The organism is Pseudomonas sp. BJa3 (assembly GCF_026343815.1).
GTDB classification, from domain to species: Bacteria; Pseudomonadota; Gammaproteobacteria; order Pseudomonadales; family Pseudomonadaceae; genus Aquipseudomonas; species Aquipseudomonas soli.
The window spans coordinates 233,784-249,172 of record NZ_JAOXMC010000009.1 but is presented as its reverse complement, the minus strand read 5'-3'; the positions used below and the strand labels follow the sequence as shown (position 1 = coordinate 249,172).

The window sequence follows — 15,389 nt, the reverse complement described above, 5'->3', positions numbered from 1 at the left end:
CGCAATGGCGTATTACCGTACCCCCCACGATGTGACGGCGCTGCCCGCCTGGCAGGCGCTCCAGCAACACCGCGACGCCATGCAGGGCTTCAGCATGCGCGAAGCCTTCGCCGCCGACGGCAAGCGCTTCGACCAATTCTCCTTGAGCAGCTGCGGCCTGTTTCTCGACTACTCGAAGAACCTGATCACCGAGCAGACCCGAGACCTGCTGGTCAACCTGGCCAAGGAAGTCGACCTGGAAGCAGCCATCAAGTCGATGTTCAGCGGCGAGATCATCAACGCCTCCGAAGGCCGCCCGGTGCTGCACACCGCCCTGCGCCGCCCGGTCGGCGACAAGCTCAGCGTGAACGGCGTCAACGTGATGCCCGAAGTGCACAAGGTGCTCAACCAGATCACCGAACTGGTCGGGCGCATCCACGATGGCCTGTGGCGCGGCTACAGCGAGAAGCCGATCACCGACGTGGTCAACATCGGCATCGGCGGCTCGTTCCTGGGCCCGGAGCTGGTCTCCGAGGCTCTGCTGCCCTACGCCCAGCGCGGCGTGCGCTGCCACTACCTGGCGAACATCGACGGCAGCGAGTTCCATGAACTGTCGGCCAACCTGCGCGCCGAGACCACCCTGTTCATCGTGTCGTCGAAGTCGTTCAACACCCTCGAGACCCTGAAGAACGCCATGGCCGCGCGTACCTGGTACCTGGCCCAGGGCGGCTCGGAAGCCGAGCTGTACCGCCACTTCATCGCCGTGTCGAGCAACAAGGCTGCGGCCGTGGCCTTCGGCATCCGCGAAGAGAACATCTTCCCGATGTGGGACTGGGTGGGCGGGCGTTACTCGCTGTGGTCGGCCATCGGCCTGCCGATCGCCCTGGCCATCGGCACCGCCAACTTCAAGGAGCTGCTGTCCGGCGCCTACACCATGGACCAGCACTTCCAGACCGCGCCGTTCGAGAAGAACATGCCGGTGCTGCTGGCCTTGCTGGGCGTATGGTACGGCAACTTCTGGGGCGCCCGCAGCCACGCGATCCTGCCGTACGACCACTACCTGCGCAACATCACCAAGCACCTGCAGCAGCTGGACATGGAGTCCAACGGCAAGAGCGTGCTGACCGATGGCACGCCGGTGCAGACCGAAACCGGCCCGGTAATCTGGGGCGGCGTCGGCTGCAACGGCCAACACGCCTACCACCAACTGCTGCACCAGGGCACCCAGCTGATCCCGGCCGACTTCATCGTGCCGGTGGTGAGCTTCAACCCGGTGGCCGACCATCATCAGTGGCTGTACGCCAACTGCCTGTCGCAGAGCCAGGCACTGATGCTCGGCAAGACCCGCGAGGAAGCCGAGGCCGAACTGCGCGCCAAGGGCCTGAACCAAGACGACATCGCCAAGCTGGCGCCGCACAAGGTGATCCCAGGCAACCGCCCGAGCAACACCCTGGTGGTCGAGCGCATCAGCCCGCGCCGCCTTGGCGCGCTGGTGGCAATGTACGAGCACAAGGTGTTCGTGCAGAGCGTGGTCTGGGGCATCAACGCCTTCGACCAGTGGGGCGTGGAGCTGGGCAAGGAACTGGGCAAGGGCGTGTACCAGCGCCTGGTCGGGGCCCAGGAAGACAGCGCCGAGGATGGCTCGACCCAAGGCCTGATCAACTACTTCCGCGGCCGTCACCGCGGCTGATCGACCTGTAGCCGTCAATCGCGGGGCAAATCGCATCGGTGCGCCGATGCGGCTTGCCCCGCGATGCTTTCGGCCCGGGAACACCCCCACCTTCTACACTGTCCATCGAATAGCCGTTGCAGTCCCTCGCCCCTAACAAGAGCAGGACCACCCGCCATGTTCGATATCCGCGACTATCCCGAGGCACTGGCCGTCAGCCAGGCCGCCACACTCTCCGACGACGACTACCGCCGCCTCTATCGCCAGTCGGTGGACGACCCCGACACCTTCTGGACCGAGCAGGCCAAGCGCCTGGACTGGATCAAGCCCTGGTCGAGCGTGCAGCAATGCGACCTGAAGACCGGCACGGCGCGCTGGTTCGATGGCGCCCAGCTGAATGTCAGCCAGAACTGTATCGATCGCCACCTGGCCACGCGCGGCGAACAGACCGCGCTGCTCTGGGAGGGCGACGACCCCAAGGACAGCAAGGCCATCAGCTACCGCGAGCTGCACCGCCAGGTGTGCCGGCTGGCCAATGCCCTGAAAGCCCGGGGTGTGAACAAAGGCGACCGGGTGTGCATCTACATGCCGATGATCCCCGAGGCCGCCTATGCGATGCTCGCCTGCACCCGCATCGGCGCCATTCACTCGGTGGTGTTTGGCGGCTTCTCCCCCGATGCCCTGCGCGACCGTATCCTCGACGCCGATTGCCGCACCGTGATCACTGCCGACGAAGGGGTGCGCGGCGGCAAGCGCATACCGCTCAAGCAGAATGTCGACAAGGCGCTGGCCAGCTGCCCGGCCGTCAGCAGTGTGCTCGTGGTCAAGCGCACCGGCGGCGACGTCAGCTGGAGCGAAGGCCGTGACCTTTGGTACCACGAGGCAACGGCAAAGGCCGGTGACGACTGCCCGCCCGAACCGATGAACGCCGAGGACCCGCTGTTCATCCTCTACACCTCCGGCAGCACCGGCAAACCCAAGGGCGTGCTGCACAGCACCGCCGGCTACCTGCTGCAGGCCACGATGACCTTCAAAGTGGTATTCGATTACCGCGACGGCGAAGTGTTCTGGTGCACCGCCGACGTCGGCTGGGTCACCGGCCACAGCTATATCGTCTATGGTCCGCTGGCCAACGGCGCGATCTCGCTGATGTTCGAAGGCGTGCCCAACTACCCCGACACCTCGCGTTTCTGGGAGGTGGTGGACAAGCATAAGGTGAACATCTTCTACACCGCGCCCACCGCGTTGCGGGCCCTGATGCGTGAAGGCTCCGGCCCGCTGCAGGGCACCTCGCGCCAGAGCCTGCGCCTGCTCGGCAGCGTCGGCGAGCCGATCAACCCGGAGGCCTGGGAATGGTACTTCGAGGCGGTCGGGCAGAAACGCTGCCCCATCGTCGACACCTGGTGGCAGACCGAGACCGGCGGCATCATGCTCACGCCCCTTCCCGGCACACAAAGGCTCAAGCCCGGTTGCGCCACCCAACCGATGTTCGGCGTGCAGCCTGTGCTGCTGGATGAAAAGGGCAAGCTCATCGAGGGGCCAGGCGCCGGCCTGCTGGCGATCAGGGCCAGCTGGCCCGGGCAGATCCGCAGCGTCTACGGCGATCACCAGCGCATGGTCGACACCTACTTCAAGCCCATGCCCGGCTATTACTTCACCGGCGACGGCGCCCGCCGCGACGCCGATGGCGACTACTGGATCACCGGGCGCATCGACGACGTAATCAACGTCTCCGGCCACCGCATCGGCACCGCCGAGGTGGAGAGCGCGCTGGTGGTGCACGACAGCGTCGCCGAAGCCGCGGTGGTCGGTTATCCCCATGACCTCAAGGGCCAGGGCGTCTATGCCTTCGTCACCCCCATGAACGGTATAGAACCGGATGATGCGCTCAAGGCCGAACTGCTGGCCCTGGTCAGCAAGGAAATCGGCAGCTTCGCCAAGCCCGAGCTGATCCAGTGGGCGCCCGCCCTGCCCAAGACCCGCTCGGGCAAGATCATGCGGCGCATCCTGCGCAAGATCGCCTGCAACGAGCTGGACAACCTGGGGGATACATCCACCCTCGCCGACCCCAGCGTGGTCCAGGGCCTGATCGACAAACGTCTCAACCAGTAGAACCCTTGGGGCGGCCGCCACCGCCGCCCCGATCATCCTTTACCGCATTGACATATCGGTAAATCCCGATATTATCGCGCCATGGAACTACTCGACATATTCAAGGCACTCTCGAACCGTACCCGTCTCGAGATCCTCAAAGGCCTGAAAGACCCGGTGAAACACTTTCCTCCCCAGGACGAAGGTGACGTTCATACGGTGGGCGTCTGTGTGAGCAGCATCCAGGAAGGCGTCGGGCTGTCGCAGTCGACGGTGTCCGACTACCTGGCCACCCTGCAGCGCGCAGGCCTGGTCGAAGTCCGGCGCATTGGCCAGTGGACCTATTACAAGCGTAACGAAGCAGCCATCAGCGCCCTCGCCGAGCTGATCGGGAGTGAGTTGTAGGTTTTACTTTTATCTCTATACATCGACTTTTCCCGATATCCCGTTTTATCGAACCCTTTTATCTAACCCAAGGAGGCAACAACTGCGGCACCTGGCAGGTGCCAAGGCATAGAACAGCAACTTCACTCTACTTTATACATCGATATTTCCCGATATCCCTTTTTATCGAAGCGAGGAAACACCATGAAAGCGTTGATACTGGATTCCTTTGGCGGCCCGGACGCATTCGCCTATCGCGATGTCGCCAAACCGGTGCCGCAGGCCGGACAGGTGCTGGTCCGGGTGCACGCCACCTCCATCAACCCCCTGGATTACCAGGTTCGGCGTGGCGACTACCCCGACCTGGTGCCCCTCCCGGCCATTACCGGGCACGACGTTTCCGGCGTCGTCGAAGCCGTCGGGCCGGGTGTGACCGCGTTCAGGCCGGGCGACGAGGTGTGGTACACGCCGCAGATCTTCGACGGGGCGGGCAGCTATGCCGAGTACCACGTCGCCGCCGAAGACATCATCGGCCTGAAGCCGCCTTCGCTGAGCCACCTGGAGGCAGCCAGCCTGAGCCTGGTCGGCGGCACGGCCTGGGAGGCCCTGGTAGTGCGTGCGGCGCTCAGGGTGGGCGAGCGCATCCTGATTCACGGCGGCGCAGGTGGTGTCGGCCACGTGGCGATCCAGCTGGCCAAGGCCATGGGCGCAAGGGTGTTCACCACCGTGCGCGAGGCCAATGCCGAATTCGTGCGGCAAATGGGCGCGGACGTGGTCATCGACTATGAGCATCAGGATTATGTCGATGTCGTCCAGCGGGAAACCGGGGGCCAAGGCGTCGACGTGGTCTTCGACACCATCGGTGGCGATACCCTGGCACGCAGCCCGGACGTCCTGGCGCAACTGGGGCGCGTGGTGTCGATCGTGGACATCGCGCAACCGCAGAACCTGATCCAGGCCTGGGGCCGCAACGCGAGTTACCACTTCGTCTTCACCCGGCAGCACCGCGGCAAGCTCGACGAGTTGAGCGCGCTGGTCGAACGCGGGCAACTGAAGCCACACGTGGGCGCCGTCTACTCCCTCGCTGAGGTTCCCCTCGCCCATGCCCGGCTGCAAAGCGCCAACAATGGCCTGCAGGGGAAGATCGCCATTGCGGTCGTGCCCTTGGCCGACCCCGCCAGCGCTTGAAGCACCTGCCACCCTTTTCGACTTCAAGGACCGCCATGATCTACGAAATTGCCCTGCTTCCCATTCGTCCGACCCACGTCGATACCTTCACGCACGCATTCGCCGAGGTCGCCCCGTTGCTCAGCCGAGCCAAGGGTCACGTCAGCCATGTGCTCGCGCAAGGGATCGAGAGCCCCCATCAATTCAACCTGATCGTGCAATGGCAAACACTCGAGGACCACGCGCCGGATTTCGAGGCCAGTGAAGACCACCAGGTCTTCATGGCCCACCTGACACCATATTTTTCCGAGGAGCCCACGGTTTATCATGTGCAGGGCAGCGCGTTCGAAACGCACGCGCCCACCAGCCCGGGCGGTGCCCGACTGGACGACAATCGCCCAATCCCCTAGACGGCCGCCATGGCGGCCAGCACAGGTCGCCATGGAAGCCTTGCGTCGCCGCATCGAAACCCAAGTCATGAGCCTCACCGGGCTGGCCCTCGGCCAGCTCGACCTGGAGTCGCCCAAGGGCGATCCCGGCCTGTTCGGCCCGCAGAGCATCAGCTGGCAGGTACACGGCGACTTCCCCAGCATGCTGGTGGGCGGGATCAGTGCGCTGATGCTGCAACTACTGCATCCGCTGGCCCTGGCCGGGGTCTGGGACCATTCGAACTTTCGCCAGGACCTGCTCGGCCGCCTGCGCCGCACCAGCCAGTTCATTTCCGGCACCACCTTCGGTTCGACCCGTGACGCCGAGTGGCTGATCGACAAGGTTCGCACCATCCACCTCAAGGTGGTCGGCACCGCGGCCGATGGCCGCCCCTACGCCGCCAGCGACCCCGACCTGCTGACCTGGGTGCATGTGGCCGAAGTCAGCAGCTTCCTTGCCGCCCACCTGCGCTACCGCAATCCTGGTCTGCCGCGTAGCGCGCAGGACGCCTACTACCACGAGATCGCCCTGATCGCCGAGCGCCTGGGCGCGCGCGACGTGCCCCGCTCCTGTGCCGAGGTGGATGCCTACCTGCAGCGCATGCGCCCGCAGTTGCAGTGCGATGCGCGCAGCCTCGAGGTGGTCGATATCCTGCTCAAGGCCCCGGCCCCCAGCCGCCTCGCCGAGCCGGTGGGCAAGCTGATGCTCAAGGCCGGCATCGACCTGCTGCCGGACTGGGCCAGCGCAATGCTCGGCCTGCACCAGGGCGCGGTCGAGCGGCGCATGATCCGCCTGGGCCTGAGCAATACCGCGCCAGTGCTGCGCTGGGCCATGCGCAATGGCTCGGCGCAGCGCGCCAGGCGGCGCATGGGCGTCGAATGAGGTATTTTGGTCCGTTCATCGGAACCGATTTAACGTGCCATACTCCAAGCACTCCAGCCTGATACAGACGAAGCGACACATGCCCAAAGGATTGACCCGCGCCCTCGGCGCACTCGTGGCCCTCGTGGCCCTGTACAGCCTGCTCGGCTTTTTCATTCTCCCCGGCATCGCCCTGCGCATCGCCAACCAGCAACTGGCGCAGTACGCCACGGTGCCGGCGCATCTGCAGCGCATCGAACTCAATCCGTTCAGCCTCGAACTGACCCTGTGGGGCCTGCAGATCGGCGAGCCCGGCAAGGAGCAGGTCGGCTTCGAGCGTCTCTACGCCAACCTGTCCCTCGACAGCCTGTGGACCAAGGCCCTGCGCCTCGACGCGGTGGAGCTGGACAAGCCGCGTACCGAGTTGCTGTTCGCCAAGGACGGCAGCCTCAACCTGGCCCAGCTGTTCAAGCTCCCGCCCAGCGAGCCCAAGGCCGAGGAACCGCCAAGCGACCCGTTCCCGCTGCGCATTGCCAGCATCAAGCTGAGCGAGGGTTACCTGCACTTCCAGGACCTACGCCCGAGCGAGCCGATCGAGTTTCTCTACGACTCGATGAACCTGGAGCTGAAGAACCTCAGCACCCTCCCCGACGACAACGCCGACATGACCCTGGTGGCCAACGGCCCGGCGGGTGGGCGTATCGACTGGAGCGGCACGCTCAGCCTGACGCCGATCGCTTCCGAGGGCACGCTGAAAGTCACCGACGGCAAGATGAAGCTGTTCTGGCCTTACGTGCGCGACGCCGTGCCGCTGGTGCTGGAAGACGGAATGGTCAGCCTCGACACCCACTACAAGCTCAACCTTTCCAAGGAAACCGAGCTGCTGCTCGACAACACCTCGGTGCGGGTCGCGCCCTTTGCCATCAAGGCACCGGATGGCCGCCCACTGGCGCGCCTGGCCAGCCTGGAGGTCAGTGAAACCTCCATCGACCTGGCCAAGCAGTTGGTCACCGTCGGCAAGATCCGCAGCGACAAGCTGGAAACCTGGGCAGCCCTGGAGAAGGACGGCCAGCTCGACTGGCAGAAGCTGTTCGCCAGCCAGCCGGCCAAGGCCACGCCAAAGGAAAAGGCCGAGCCCGCCGCCGCCGAACCCACCCCGCAAGAACAGGCTGCCAAAGAGCCGAGCAAGCCCTGGCAGGTCCTGCTCAAGGACGTGCAGGCGCGCAACTACATGGTCCATCTGGCCGATCGCAGCCAGAAAGAGCCCGTGGCCCTGGATGTCGGCCCGCTCAACCTCGACGTGCAGAATTTCGACAGCCTCAACCAGTCGCCCTTCACCCTCAAGCTCGACACCGGCGTGGGCAGGCAGGGCAAGCTACAGGCCGCAGGCCAGGTCAACCTGGCCCCGGTCTCGGCCAAGCTCGACGTTGCCACCCGCGATATCGACCTACGGGTGGCCCAGGCCTACATCAGCCCGTTCATCCGCCTGGAGCTGCGCAGTGGCATGCTCTCCAGCGACCTCAAGGTCGACCTCAAGAGCACCGACCCGCTGGCCTTCACCATCACCGGCAAGGCCCAGGCCAACCAACTGCACACCCTGGACACCATCAAGAACCGCGACTTCGTCAAATGGCAACAGGTCAACGTCGATGGCCTGTCGTACGTGCATGGCGATGCCCTGTCGATCGACAAGGTCACCCTGCTGCAACCCTACGCGCGCTTCATCATCAACGAAGACCGCACCACCAACGTCGACGACCTGCTGATCCCGCAACCCGCCGACAAGCCTGCCTCGGCCCCGAGCAAGCCCGCTGCTGCCGGTAGCGGCAAGGAGCTGGGCATCCGCATCGGCCAGATCGGCATCAACGATGGCTCGGCCAACTTCGCCGACCTGACCCTGACGCCTAACTTCGCCACTGCGGTACAGCAGCTCAACGGCCAGATCGGAACCATCGACAACCGCAAGCCCACGCCCGCCAAGGTGGACATCAAGGGCAAGGTCGACCGTTACGCGCCTGTGACCATCAAGGGGGCACTAAACCCGTTCAGCCCGCTGGCCAGTCTCGATATCGCCACCAGCTTCAAACGCGTCGAGCTGACCACCCTGACGCCCTACTCGGGCAAGTTCGCAGGGTTTCGCATCCGCAAGGGGCGGTTGAACCTGGACCTTCACTACCTGATCACCAATGGCCAGCTCAAGGCCGAAAACAAAGTGGTGGTCGAGCAACTGCAGCTGGGTGAGAAAGTCGACAGCCCTGACGCGGTGGATCTGCCCATCCGCCTGGCGGTGGCCTTGCTCAAGGATACCGAAGGCAAGATTTCCATCGAACTGCCGGTTTCGGGCGACCTGAACAACCCTCAGTTCAGCGTGATGCCGATCGTCTGGCAGACCCTGCGCAACCTGGTGCTGCGCGCGGCGCAGGCGCCGTTCAAACTGCTTGGCGGGTTGGTCTCGGGGGGTGGCGCGGAAGATCTCGGCAACGTGTCTTTCGCCGCAGGCTCGAGCGACCTCACGCCGGATGTGCAAGCCTCTCTGGACAAGCTCGCCTCTGCCCTCAAGGAACGCCCTGAATTGCGCCTGGAAATCGAAGGCACGGCGGCCCAGAGCAGTGACGGCCCGCTGATCGCCCAGCAGCGCCTGGAGCGCGAGTACCAGGCCACCTGGTACAAAATCCTACAGCGTCGGGGCGACAAGGTCCCAGCCAATGCCTCGTTGCTGGTGGTGGACGACAGCGACAAACCGGCGATGCTCGAGGGCATCTATCGTGCACGCCTGAAACAGCAGCCTCCAGCTGATTGGCAGAACCTGGGCCGTGACGAGCGCAGCGCCAAGCTGCGTGAAGCGGTCATCAAGTCCTGGGCGGAAAGCGCCGTGTTGCTGCGCAACCTGGGCCAGGAGCGGGCCAGCAGCATCAAGGACTACCTGGTGGACAAGGGCCAGCTGGAAGATGACCGCGTGTACTTCATCGACACCAACCTCGGCCAGGCCGAGAGCGATGGCCGCGTGGTGACGCCGATGCACCTGGATGCCGAGTAGCTCTCGACCGAGTAGCCCTTATCGCCGGCAAGCCGGCTCCCACAGATACACACTGTACCTCTGTGGGAGCCGGCTTGCCGGCGATAAGGGCAGCGCAAGTGATAGATACGGTCAGGCCAGCCGTTGTCCCGACACCGCCGGGTGATACAGCGGCTGCACCTTGTTCCCCGCCGGGTCCAGCAAATGGAAGCTGCGCGCGCCATCGCCGTGATTGAACGGGCGGTCCAGCAGCGTCACGCCATGGGCCTTGAAGTACTGGTACCAGGCTTCCAGTTCCTCCACGCTGTCGACGATGAAACCATAGTGATCCAAGGTCTGTAGGCCGTTGGCCGCGCCTGCGCCGCGCCCGAGCGACAGGTTGTCGTTGCCGCAAGTGAGGTAGACCAGGTCTTCGTTGGCACGGTTGAGCACCTCCATGCCCAGCACATCCACGTAGAAGCGCTCGCACTCCTCCAGGTTGGGCACCAGCAGGGCGATGTGCCGCAGGCCATTGAGACGGCCTGGGCGGGCAGGTAGATCGGACATGAGCGCGGCTCCTTTTTTGTATACTATTTATAATAGAATTTAAAACAAAAGGAGCGTCATGTGTACTGCCTATTTATCAAGACGCGGGTGAAACCCGGTACCGCCGATGCCTTCCTGGCAGCCATCAATGCCAACGCAGCGGCGTCGGTCGCCACCGAGCCGGGTTGCCTGGTATTCGATGTCTCGCAGGACCGGGATGATGCCGAAGTCATCTACCTGTACGAGATCTACCAGGACGATGAGGCGTACGAGGCGCATACCCGGACCGCACATTTTCGCGACAGCCGCCCCCTGGTGGAGCCGCTGATCGAAGAGCAGGTGTGCTTCGAGAGCGATGTGATCGCCCGCAACCCGGTGAGCTGAAGCGGCCTTCCTGAATGCCAATAGAAAGCCCCGGCGATGGCCGGGGCTTTTGCTTGAAGGGGTGGCCAAATCCTTTTGGCCGACGGGACAATCCTTATTCGGCTTTCAGGCCATCAGCCGAGACGGCCTGTACGCCCTTGATCTTCTTGGCGATGGCAACCGCCATGTCTTTCTGTGCATCGGTAATGGCCACGTCCGAAGACAGGGACACTACGCCTTTGTTGGTTTCGACCTTGATGTCACTGCCTGGCACGCCTTTCTCGGTCATCAGGTCAGCCTTCACCTTGGTGGTGATCCAGGTGTCGGAAGTGGCTTCCTTGGCTTTGGTCACCTCACCGGCCGCAAGCGTCATCGGGGCCTGGGTGGACTGGGCAGCAAATGCCGCGTTAGCCATGGTCAGGGTCAGAGCGGTAGCAGTAGCGGCAGCAATGGCGAACTTCTTCATATGGGTCACTCCTGTTTTTTCGAAAGGTCTGCGCCTTGGGTCCTGGCGTCAGGTAGTAAGGTAGTTGCAGGGGCTGTGCCAGTTTTTGCACGCCCTATAAAACCTTTGAAATCAATGAGTTAAGCAAAGATAGAGGAAGCCGTTACCGTGCATTTTGCAATCCCGGTAAAAAAGCCACGTGCAAGATGCATGCTCTCAACTATTTTGCGGCGGGCATAAAAAAAGGACCCCGGAGGGTCCTTCCTTTAGCCTTGAAAGGCTTAGACGCCCGATGCCTTGGCAGCGGCAACGTCCTTGATCGACAGCTTGATACGGCCGCGGTTGTCCACGTCCAGTACCAGTACTTCGACTTCCTGGCCTTCCTTCAGCACGTCGGTGACCTTCTCGACGCGAGCATCGCTCAGCATGGAGATGTGCACCAGGCCGTCCTTGCCCGGCAGGATGTTGACGAAGGCACCGAAGTCGACGATGCGCTCGACCTTGCCGACGTAGATCTTGCCGATCTCGGCCTCGGCGGTGATGCCCAGGATGCGCTGCTTGGCAGCGTCCGCGGCTTCCTTGGTTTCGCCGAAGATCTTGATCGAGCCGTCGTCTTCGATGTCGATCGAAGCCTTGGTCTCTTCGCAGATGGCGCGAATGGTGGCGCCGCCTTTACCGATGACGTCACGGATCTTGTCGGTGTCGATCTTCATCGCGATCATGGTCGGCGCGTTGGCCGACAGCTCGGTACGCGACTCGCCGATGATCTGGTTCATCTGGCCGAGGATGTTCAGGCGCGCTTCCAGGGCCTGGCCCAGGGCGATTTCCATAATCTCTTCGGTGATGCCGTTGATCTTGATGTCCATCTGCAGCGCGGTGACGCCTTTGGCGGTACCGGCTACCTTGAAGTCCATGTCGCCGAGGTGGTCTTCGTCACCCAGGATGTCGGTCAGTACGGCGAACTTCTCGCCTTCCTTGACCAGGCCCATGGCGATACCGGCAACCGGCGCCTTCATCGGCACGCCCGCGTCCATCAGCGCCAGGGAGGCACCGCAGACCGAAGCCATGGAGCTGGAGCCGTTGGACTCGGTGATTTCCGATACTACGCGGATAGTGTACGGGAACACGTCAGCGGCCGGCAGCATGGCCTGTACCGAACGACGGGCCAAACGGCCGTGGCCGATTTCACGACGGCCAGCACCGCCCATGCGACCACACTCACCTACCGAGAACGGCGGGAAGTTGTAGTGCAGCATGAAGGGGTCTTTCTTCTCGCCTTCGAGGGTGTCCAGCAGCTGGGCGTCACGGGCGGTACCCAGGGTCGCGACGACCAGGGCCTGGGTTTCGCCACGGGTGAACAGGGCCGAACCGTGGGTCTTCGGCAGAACGCCGACTTCGATGTTCAGCGGGCGCACGGTCTTGGTGTCGCGACCGTCGATACGTGGCTTGCCGTTGACGATGTTTTCGCGAACGGTACGGTATTCGATCTCGCCGAAGATGTCTTTGACTTCACCGGCCGATGGCTGGCCTTCTTCACCGGAGAACTTGGCGATCGCCTGATCGCGCAGCTCGCCCAGGCGCGCGTAGCGGTCGGCCTTGACGGTGATGGTGTAGCCTTGCGACACCGCTTCGCCGAACTCGGCGCGGATGGCGTTGAACAGTTCGGTGTTGGCAACGGCAGGTTTCCAGTCCCAGGTCGGCTTGGCGGCTTCGGCAGCCAGCTCTTTGACAGCCTTGATCACGGCCTGGAATTCATCGTGGGCGAACAGCACGGCGCCCAGCATCTGGTCTTCGGTCAGCTCTTTGGCTTCCGATTCAACCATCAGTACGGCCGACTCGGTACCGGCAACGACCATGTCCAGGCTCGAAGCGGCCTGCTGCTCGTAGGTCGGGTTCAGCAGGTAGCCGGTGCTTTCGTGGAAGGCAACGCGGGCGGCGCCGATCGGGCCTTCGAACGGAATGCCCGAGATGGCCAGGGCAGCCGAGGTACCGATCATCGCAGCGATGTCCGGATCGGTCTTCTTGCTGGTGGAAACCACGGTGCAGACAACCTGCACTTCGTTCATGAAACCTTCAGGAAACAGCGGGCGGATCGGGCGGTCGATCAGGCGCGAAGTCAGGGTTTCTTTTTCGGATGGGCGGCCTTCACGCTTGAAGAAACCACCTGGGATCTTACCAGCGGCGTAGGTCTTTTCCTGGTAGTGCACGGACAGCGGGAAGAAGCCCTTGCTCGGATCGGCATGCTTGGCACCGACCACGGTCACCAGCACAGTGACATCGTTGTCGACGGTGACCAGCACGGCGCCGGTGGCCTGACGGGCAATGCGGCCCGTTTCGAGGGTAACGGTCGATTGACCGAACTGGAATTGCTTGATTACCGGGTTCACGGTTTCCTACCTTTTTCAGTGGCTCTTGGGGGAACTGGTTCTTGCGAATTCTTGGGCAGAACGGGGAATCGGCCCCATTGACCGTCCAGATACAACACGAGGCTGGGAGCCTGGCGCCGGGCGGATAAACCGCTCGGCACACCAGGCTGCCAACCTCGCAGATCGCGCGGCGTGTCCAACGGCAGCGCTGATAGACAGCGTTGCCGAAGAATGCGACACACCATGCAACACCACTGGCCAGGCCGCTATTAGCGACGCAGGCCCAGGCGACCGATCAGGGCGCTGTAACGAGTGGTGTCTTTACCCTTCAGGTAATCCAGCAGCTTACGACGCTGGTTGACCATACGGATCAGACCACGACGGGAGTGGTGGTCTTTTTCGTTGGCCTTGAAGTGGCCTTGCAGCTTGTTGATGTTGAAGGTCAGCAGGGCAACCTGTACTTCCGGGCTACCGGTGTCGCCGGCGGCTTGCTGATAGTCTGCAACGATCTGCGCTTTTTCTTCGACGCTGAGGGCCATTTGGCTTCTCCTGATAAACGGATCCCGCAAGCGGGGTCCAATAGGCCAGGGACTGGATCCCTGTATTAATAAAAAGAGTAATGACCGTGCCTACTGACAGCCATCCTCGAATCCGCAGGGCAAAGCGTTGACCTCGCCCTGTGGTATCGGTCATTCCGACCGAATCAGTCGACGCGGCGCAATGCGCCCGTCTTCGCTCACCTCACCGATACCGATGAAGCGGGCATTGTGATCCTGTACGCGGACCATGCCGAATTGCGGTGCGTCCGGCGCACGTACTGCCTGGCCATGCAGCCAATAGAACGCGCTGTGCTCGGACAATACCACCAATGGCCAGTCCTGCAAGCCGCTGTCCGAGGGCATCAGGAAGCGATCGAGCGCTTCGTTGCCACCTTCGGCGTGAGCCTGTTCCAGCTCTTCGAGCGTGACGGTCTGGGCCAGCTCGAAAGGGCCGGCCTGGGTGCGGCGCAACTCGGCGACGTAGGCACCACAGCCCAACGCCTCGCCCATATCCTCCACCAGGGTGCGGATATAGGTGCCCTTGCTACAGCCAACCGACAGACGTGCCCGGGTGCCTTCGCACTCCAGCAAGTCCAACCGGCCAATAGTAACAGAACGCGCCTCACGCTCCACTACCTCTCCTGCGCGCGCCAGCTTGTACAGGGGCTGGCCATCGCGCTTGAGGGCCGAGTACATCGGCGGCACCTGCTGGATTTCACCGCGAAAACGCGGGATCACCGCTTCGATGTCGGCGCGACCAACGGTCACGTCGCGGGTCTTCAGCACTTCGCCTTCGGCGTCCCCGGTGGTGGTGGTCTGGCCCATCTGCATAACCGTCTCGTAGCCCTTGTCGGAATCGAGCAGGTACTGCGAGAACTTGGTGGCCTCCCCGAAGCACAACGGCAGCACGCCGGTGGCCAGCGGGTCGAGGCTGCCGGTGTGGCCAGCCTTCTCGGCGTTGAGCAGCCAGCGGACCTTCTGCAGGGCAGCGTTGGAGGTGAACCCCAGCGGCTTGTCGAGCAGGATGATGCCGCTGACGTTGCGGCGGATACGTTTGACCTGGGCCACCACTTACTCCTTGGTGTCCGGCGCGTCGGCATCCTGGTGCTGGCGGTCTTCGGCCACCGCACGCTCGATCAGCGCTGACAGATGCACACCGCGGCTCACGCTTTCATCGAAGTGGAAATGCAGCTGCGGCACGCTGCGCAGCTGCATCGAGCGGCCCAGGTGCAGTCGCAGGAAGCTGGCGGCGCTGTTCAAGGCCTTGAGCGACTGCTTGACAGCGTCCGGGGTTTCTTCACCCATGACAGTGATGAAAACCTTGGCATGGCCCAGGTCACGGCTGACGTCGACGGCGGTGATGGTCACCAGGCCGACACGCGGGTCTTTGACTTCACGGCGGATCAGCTCTGCCAGCTCACGCTGCATCTGATCACCGATACGTTGGGTACGGCTATATTCTTTTGCCATTCTTGCTACCTGTATCTTAAAGCGGCAAACGCCCGGTCAAGCTCGAAGCCTGACCGGGCGCTACCTTCAGAGGTTCAGGCAACCG

At 63.1% G+C, this 15,389-nt stretch carries 14 protein-coding genes; 8 read left to right on the top strand and 6 right to left on the bottom strand.

What is annotated here, in order from left to right:
* The first annotated feature begins 4 nt into the window (after nucleotides 1–4).
* The 7 genes from pgi to OH705_RS13915 all read left to right on the top strand — a co-directional run bounded on the left by pgi (nucleotide 5) and on the right by OH705_RS13915 (nucleotide 9,617).
* Nucleotides 5–1,669: a glucose-6-phosphate isomerase gene (pgi, locus tag OH705_RS13945; RefSeq protein ID WP_038706862.1), complete on the top strand. Its 1,665-nt coding sequence runs from the start codon at nucleotides 5–7 to the stop codon at nucleotides 1,667–1,669.
* Nucleotides 1,670–1,825: 156 nt separating this feature from the next.
* The gene (acs, locus tag OH705_RS13940; RefSeq protein ID WP_267302376.1) at nucleotides 1,826–3,760 is read left to right on the top strand and encodes an acetate--CoA ligase; all 1,935 of its coding nucleotides are present in this window, start codon (nucleotides 1,826–1,828) and stop codon (nucleotides 3,758–3,760) included.
* A gap of 81 nt (nucleotides 3,761–3,841) precedes the next feature.
* Entirely contained in the window at nucleotides 3,842–4,144 is a 303-nt protein-coding gene (locus OH705_RS13935) for an ArsR/SmtB family transcription factor (RefSeq protein WP_023631021.1), read from the top strand.
* A 183-nt stretch (nucleotides 4,145–4,327) separates the two neighbouring features.
* Nucleotides 4,328–5,311, top strand: a complete 984-nt coding sequence (locus OH705_RS13930; RefSeq protein ID WP_267302375.1) for a zinc-dependent alcohol dehydrogenase family protein — start codon at nucleotides 4,328–4,330, stop codon at nucleotides 5,309–5,311.
* Between the two features lie 35 nt (nucleotides 5,312–5,346).
* Entirely contained in the window at nucleotides 5,347–5,700 is a 354-nt protein-coding gene (locus tag OH705_RS13925; protein ID WP_267302374.1) for an antibiotic biosynthesis monooxygenase family protein, read from the top strand.
* 31 nt (nucleotides 5,701–5,731) lie between these two features.
* Nucleotides 5,732–6,601: an oxygenase MpaB family protein gene (locus tag OH705_RS13920; RefSeq protein ID WP_267302373.1), complete on the top strand. Its 870-nt coding sequence runs from the start codon at nucleotides 5,732–5,734 to the stop codon at nucleotides 6,599–6,601.
* Between the two features lie 79 nt (nucleotides 6,602–6,680).
* Nucleotides 6,681–9,617: a DUF748 domain-containing protein gene (locus tag OH705_RS13915; RefSeq protein ID WP_267302372.1), complete on the top strand. Its 2,937-nt coding sequence runs from the start codon at nucleotides 6,681–6,683 to the stop codon at nucleotides 9,615–9,617.
* 111 nt (nucleotides 9,618–9,728) lie between these two features.
* Here OH705_RS13915 and OH705_RS13910 read toward each other — a convergent pair whose 3' ends face one another.
* Nucleotides 9,729–10,142, bottom strand: a complete 414-nt coding sequence (locus tag OH705_RS13910) for a VOC family protein (RefSeq protein ID WP_046854071.1) — start codon at nucleotides 10,140–10,142, stop codon at nucleotides 9,729–9,731.
* Nucleotides 10,143–10,202: 60 nt separating this feature from the next.
* Between OH705_RS13910 and OH705_RS13905 the strand changes: the two genes are divergently transcribed.
* On the top strand, nucleotides 10,203–10,505 hold the full coding sequence (locus OH705_RS13905) for a putative quinol monooxygenase (protein WP_023629332.1): 303 nt from the start codon (nucleotides 10,203–10,205) through the stop codon (nucleotides 10,503–10,505).
* Nucleotides 10,506–10,599: 94 nt separating this feature from the next.
* Here OH705_RS13905 and OH705_RS13900 read toward each other — a convergent pair whose 3' ends face one another.
* The 5 genes from OH705_RS13900 to rbfA form a co-directional block, all read right to left on the bottom strand.
* Nucleotides 10,600–10,950 (bottom strand): BON domain-containing protein, encoded by a 351-nt coding sequence (locus tag OH705_RS13900; protein ID WP_046854069.1) that lies wholly within the window; start codon nucleotides 10,948–10,950, stop codon nucleotides 10,600–10,602.
* Between the two features lie 260 nt (nucleotides 10,951–11,210).
* On the bottom strand, nucleotides 11,211–13,316 hold the full coding sequence (pnp, locus tag OH705_RS13895) for a polyribonucleotide nucleotidyltransferase (RefSeq protein ID WP_023629334.1): 2,106 nt from the start codon (nucleotides 13,314–13,316) through the stop codon (nucleotides 11,211–11,213).
* 248 nt (nucleotides 13,317–13,564) lie between these two features.
* Nucleotides 13,565–13,834, bottom strand: coding sequence for a 30S ribosomal protein S15 (rpsO, locus tag OH705_RS13890; protein ID WP_023629335.1), 270 nt, complete (start codon nucleotides 13,832–13,834; stop codon nucleotides 13,565–13,567).
* Nucleotides 13,835–13,984: 150 nt separating this feature from the next.
* A complete protein-coding gene (gene truB / locus OH705_RS13885) occupies nucleotides 13,985–14,902 on the bottom strand; it encodes a tRNA pseudouridine(55) synthase TruB (RefSeq protein WP_046854068.1) in 918 nt (305 codons plus the stop codon).
* A 3-nt stretch (nucleotides 14,903–14,905) separates the two neighbouring features.
* On the bottom strand, nucleotides 14,906–15,304 hold the full coding sequence (gene rbfA / locus OH705_RS13880) for a 30S ribosome-binding factor RbfA (RefSeq protein WP_023629337.1): 399 nt from the start codon (nucleotides 15,302–15,304) through the stop codon (nucleotides 14,906–14,908).
* Nucleotides 15,305–15,389 lie beyond the last annotated feature (85 nt).

Bases quoted from the DNA above. Each gene is read 5' to 3' on its own strand.
- OH705_RS13920 (WP_267302373.1), top strand. From the start codon at position 5,732: ATGGAAGCCTTGCGTCGCCGCATCGAAACCCAAGTCATGAGCCTCACC.
- acs (WP_267302376.1), top strand. From the start codon at position 1,826: ATGTTCGATATCCGCGACTATCCCGAGGCACTGGCCGTCAGCCAGGCC.
- OH705_RS13925 (WP_267302374.1), top strand. From the start codon at position 5,347: ATGATCTACGAAATTGCCCTGCTTCCCATTCGTCCGACCCACGTCGAT.
- OH705_RS13910 (WP_046854071.1), bottom strand. From the start codon at position 10,142: ATGTCCGATCTACCTGCCCGCCCAGGCCGTCTCAATGGCCTGCGGCAC.
- OH705_RS13930 (WP_267302375.1), top strand. From the start codon at position 4,328: ATGAAAGCGTTGATACTGGATTCCTTTGGCGGCCCGGACGCATTCGCC.
- pgi (WP_038706862.1), top strand. From the start codon at position 5: ATGGCGTATTACCGTACCCCCCACGATGTGACGGCGCTGCCCGCCTGG.
- OH705_RS13915 (WP_267302372.1), top strand. From the start codon at position 6,681: ATGCCCAAAGGATTGACCCGCGCCCTCGGCGCACTCGTGGCCCTCGTG.
- OH705_RS13935 (WP_023631021.1), top strand. From the start codon at position 3,842: ATGGAACTACTCGACATATTCAAGGCACTCTCGAACCGTACCCGTCTC.
- OH705_RS13900 (WP_046854069.1), bottom strand. From the start codon at position 10,950: ATGAAGAAGTTCGCCATTGCTGCCGCTACTGCTACCGCTCTGACCCTG.
- rbfA (WP_023629337.1), bottom strand. From the start codon at position 15,304: ATGGCAAAAGAATATAGCCGTACCCAACGTATCGGTGATCAGATGCAG.
- rpsO (WP_023629335.1), bottom strand. From the start codon at position 13,834: ATGGCCCTCAGCGTCGAAGAAAAAGCGCAGATCGTTGCAGACTATCAG.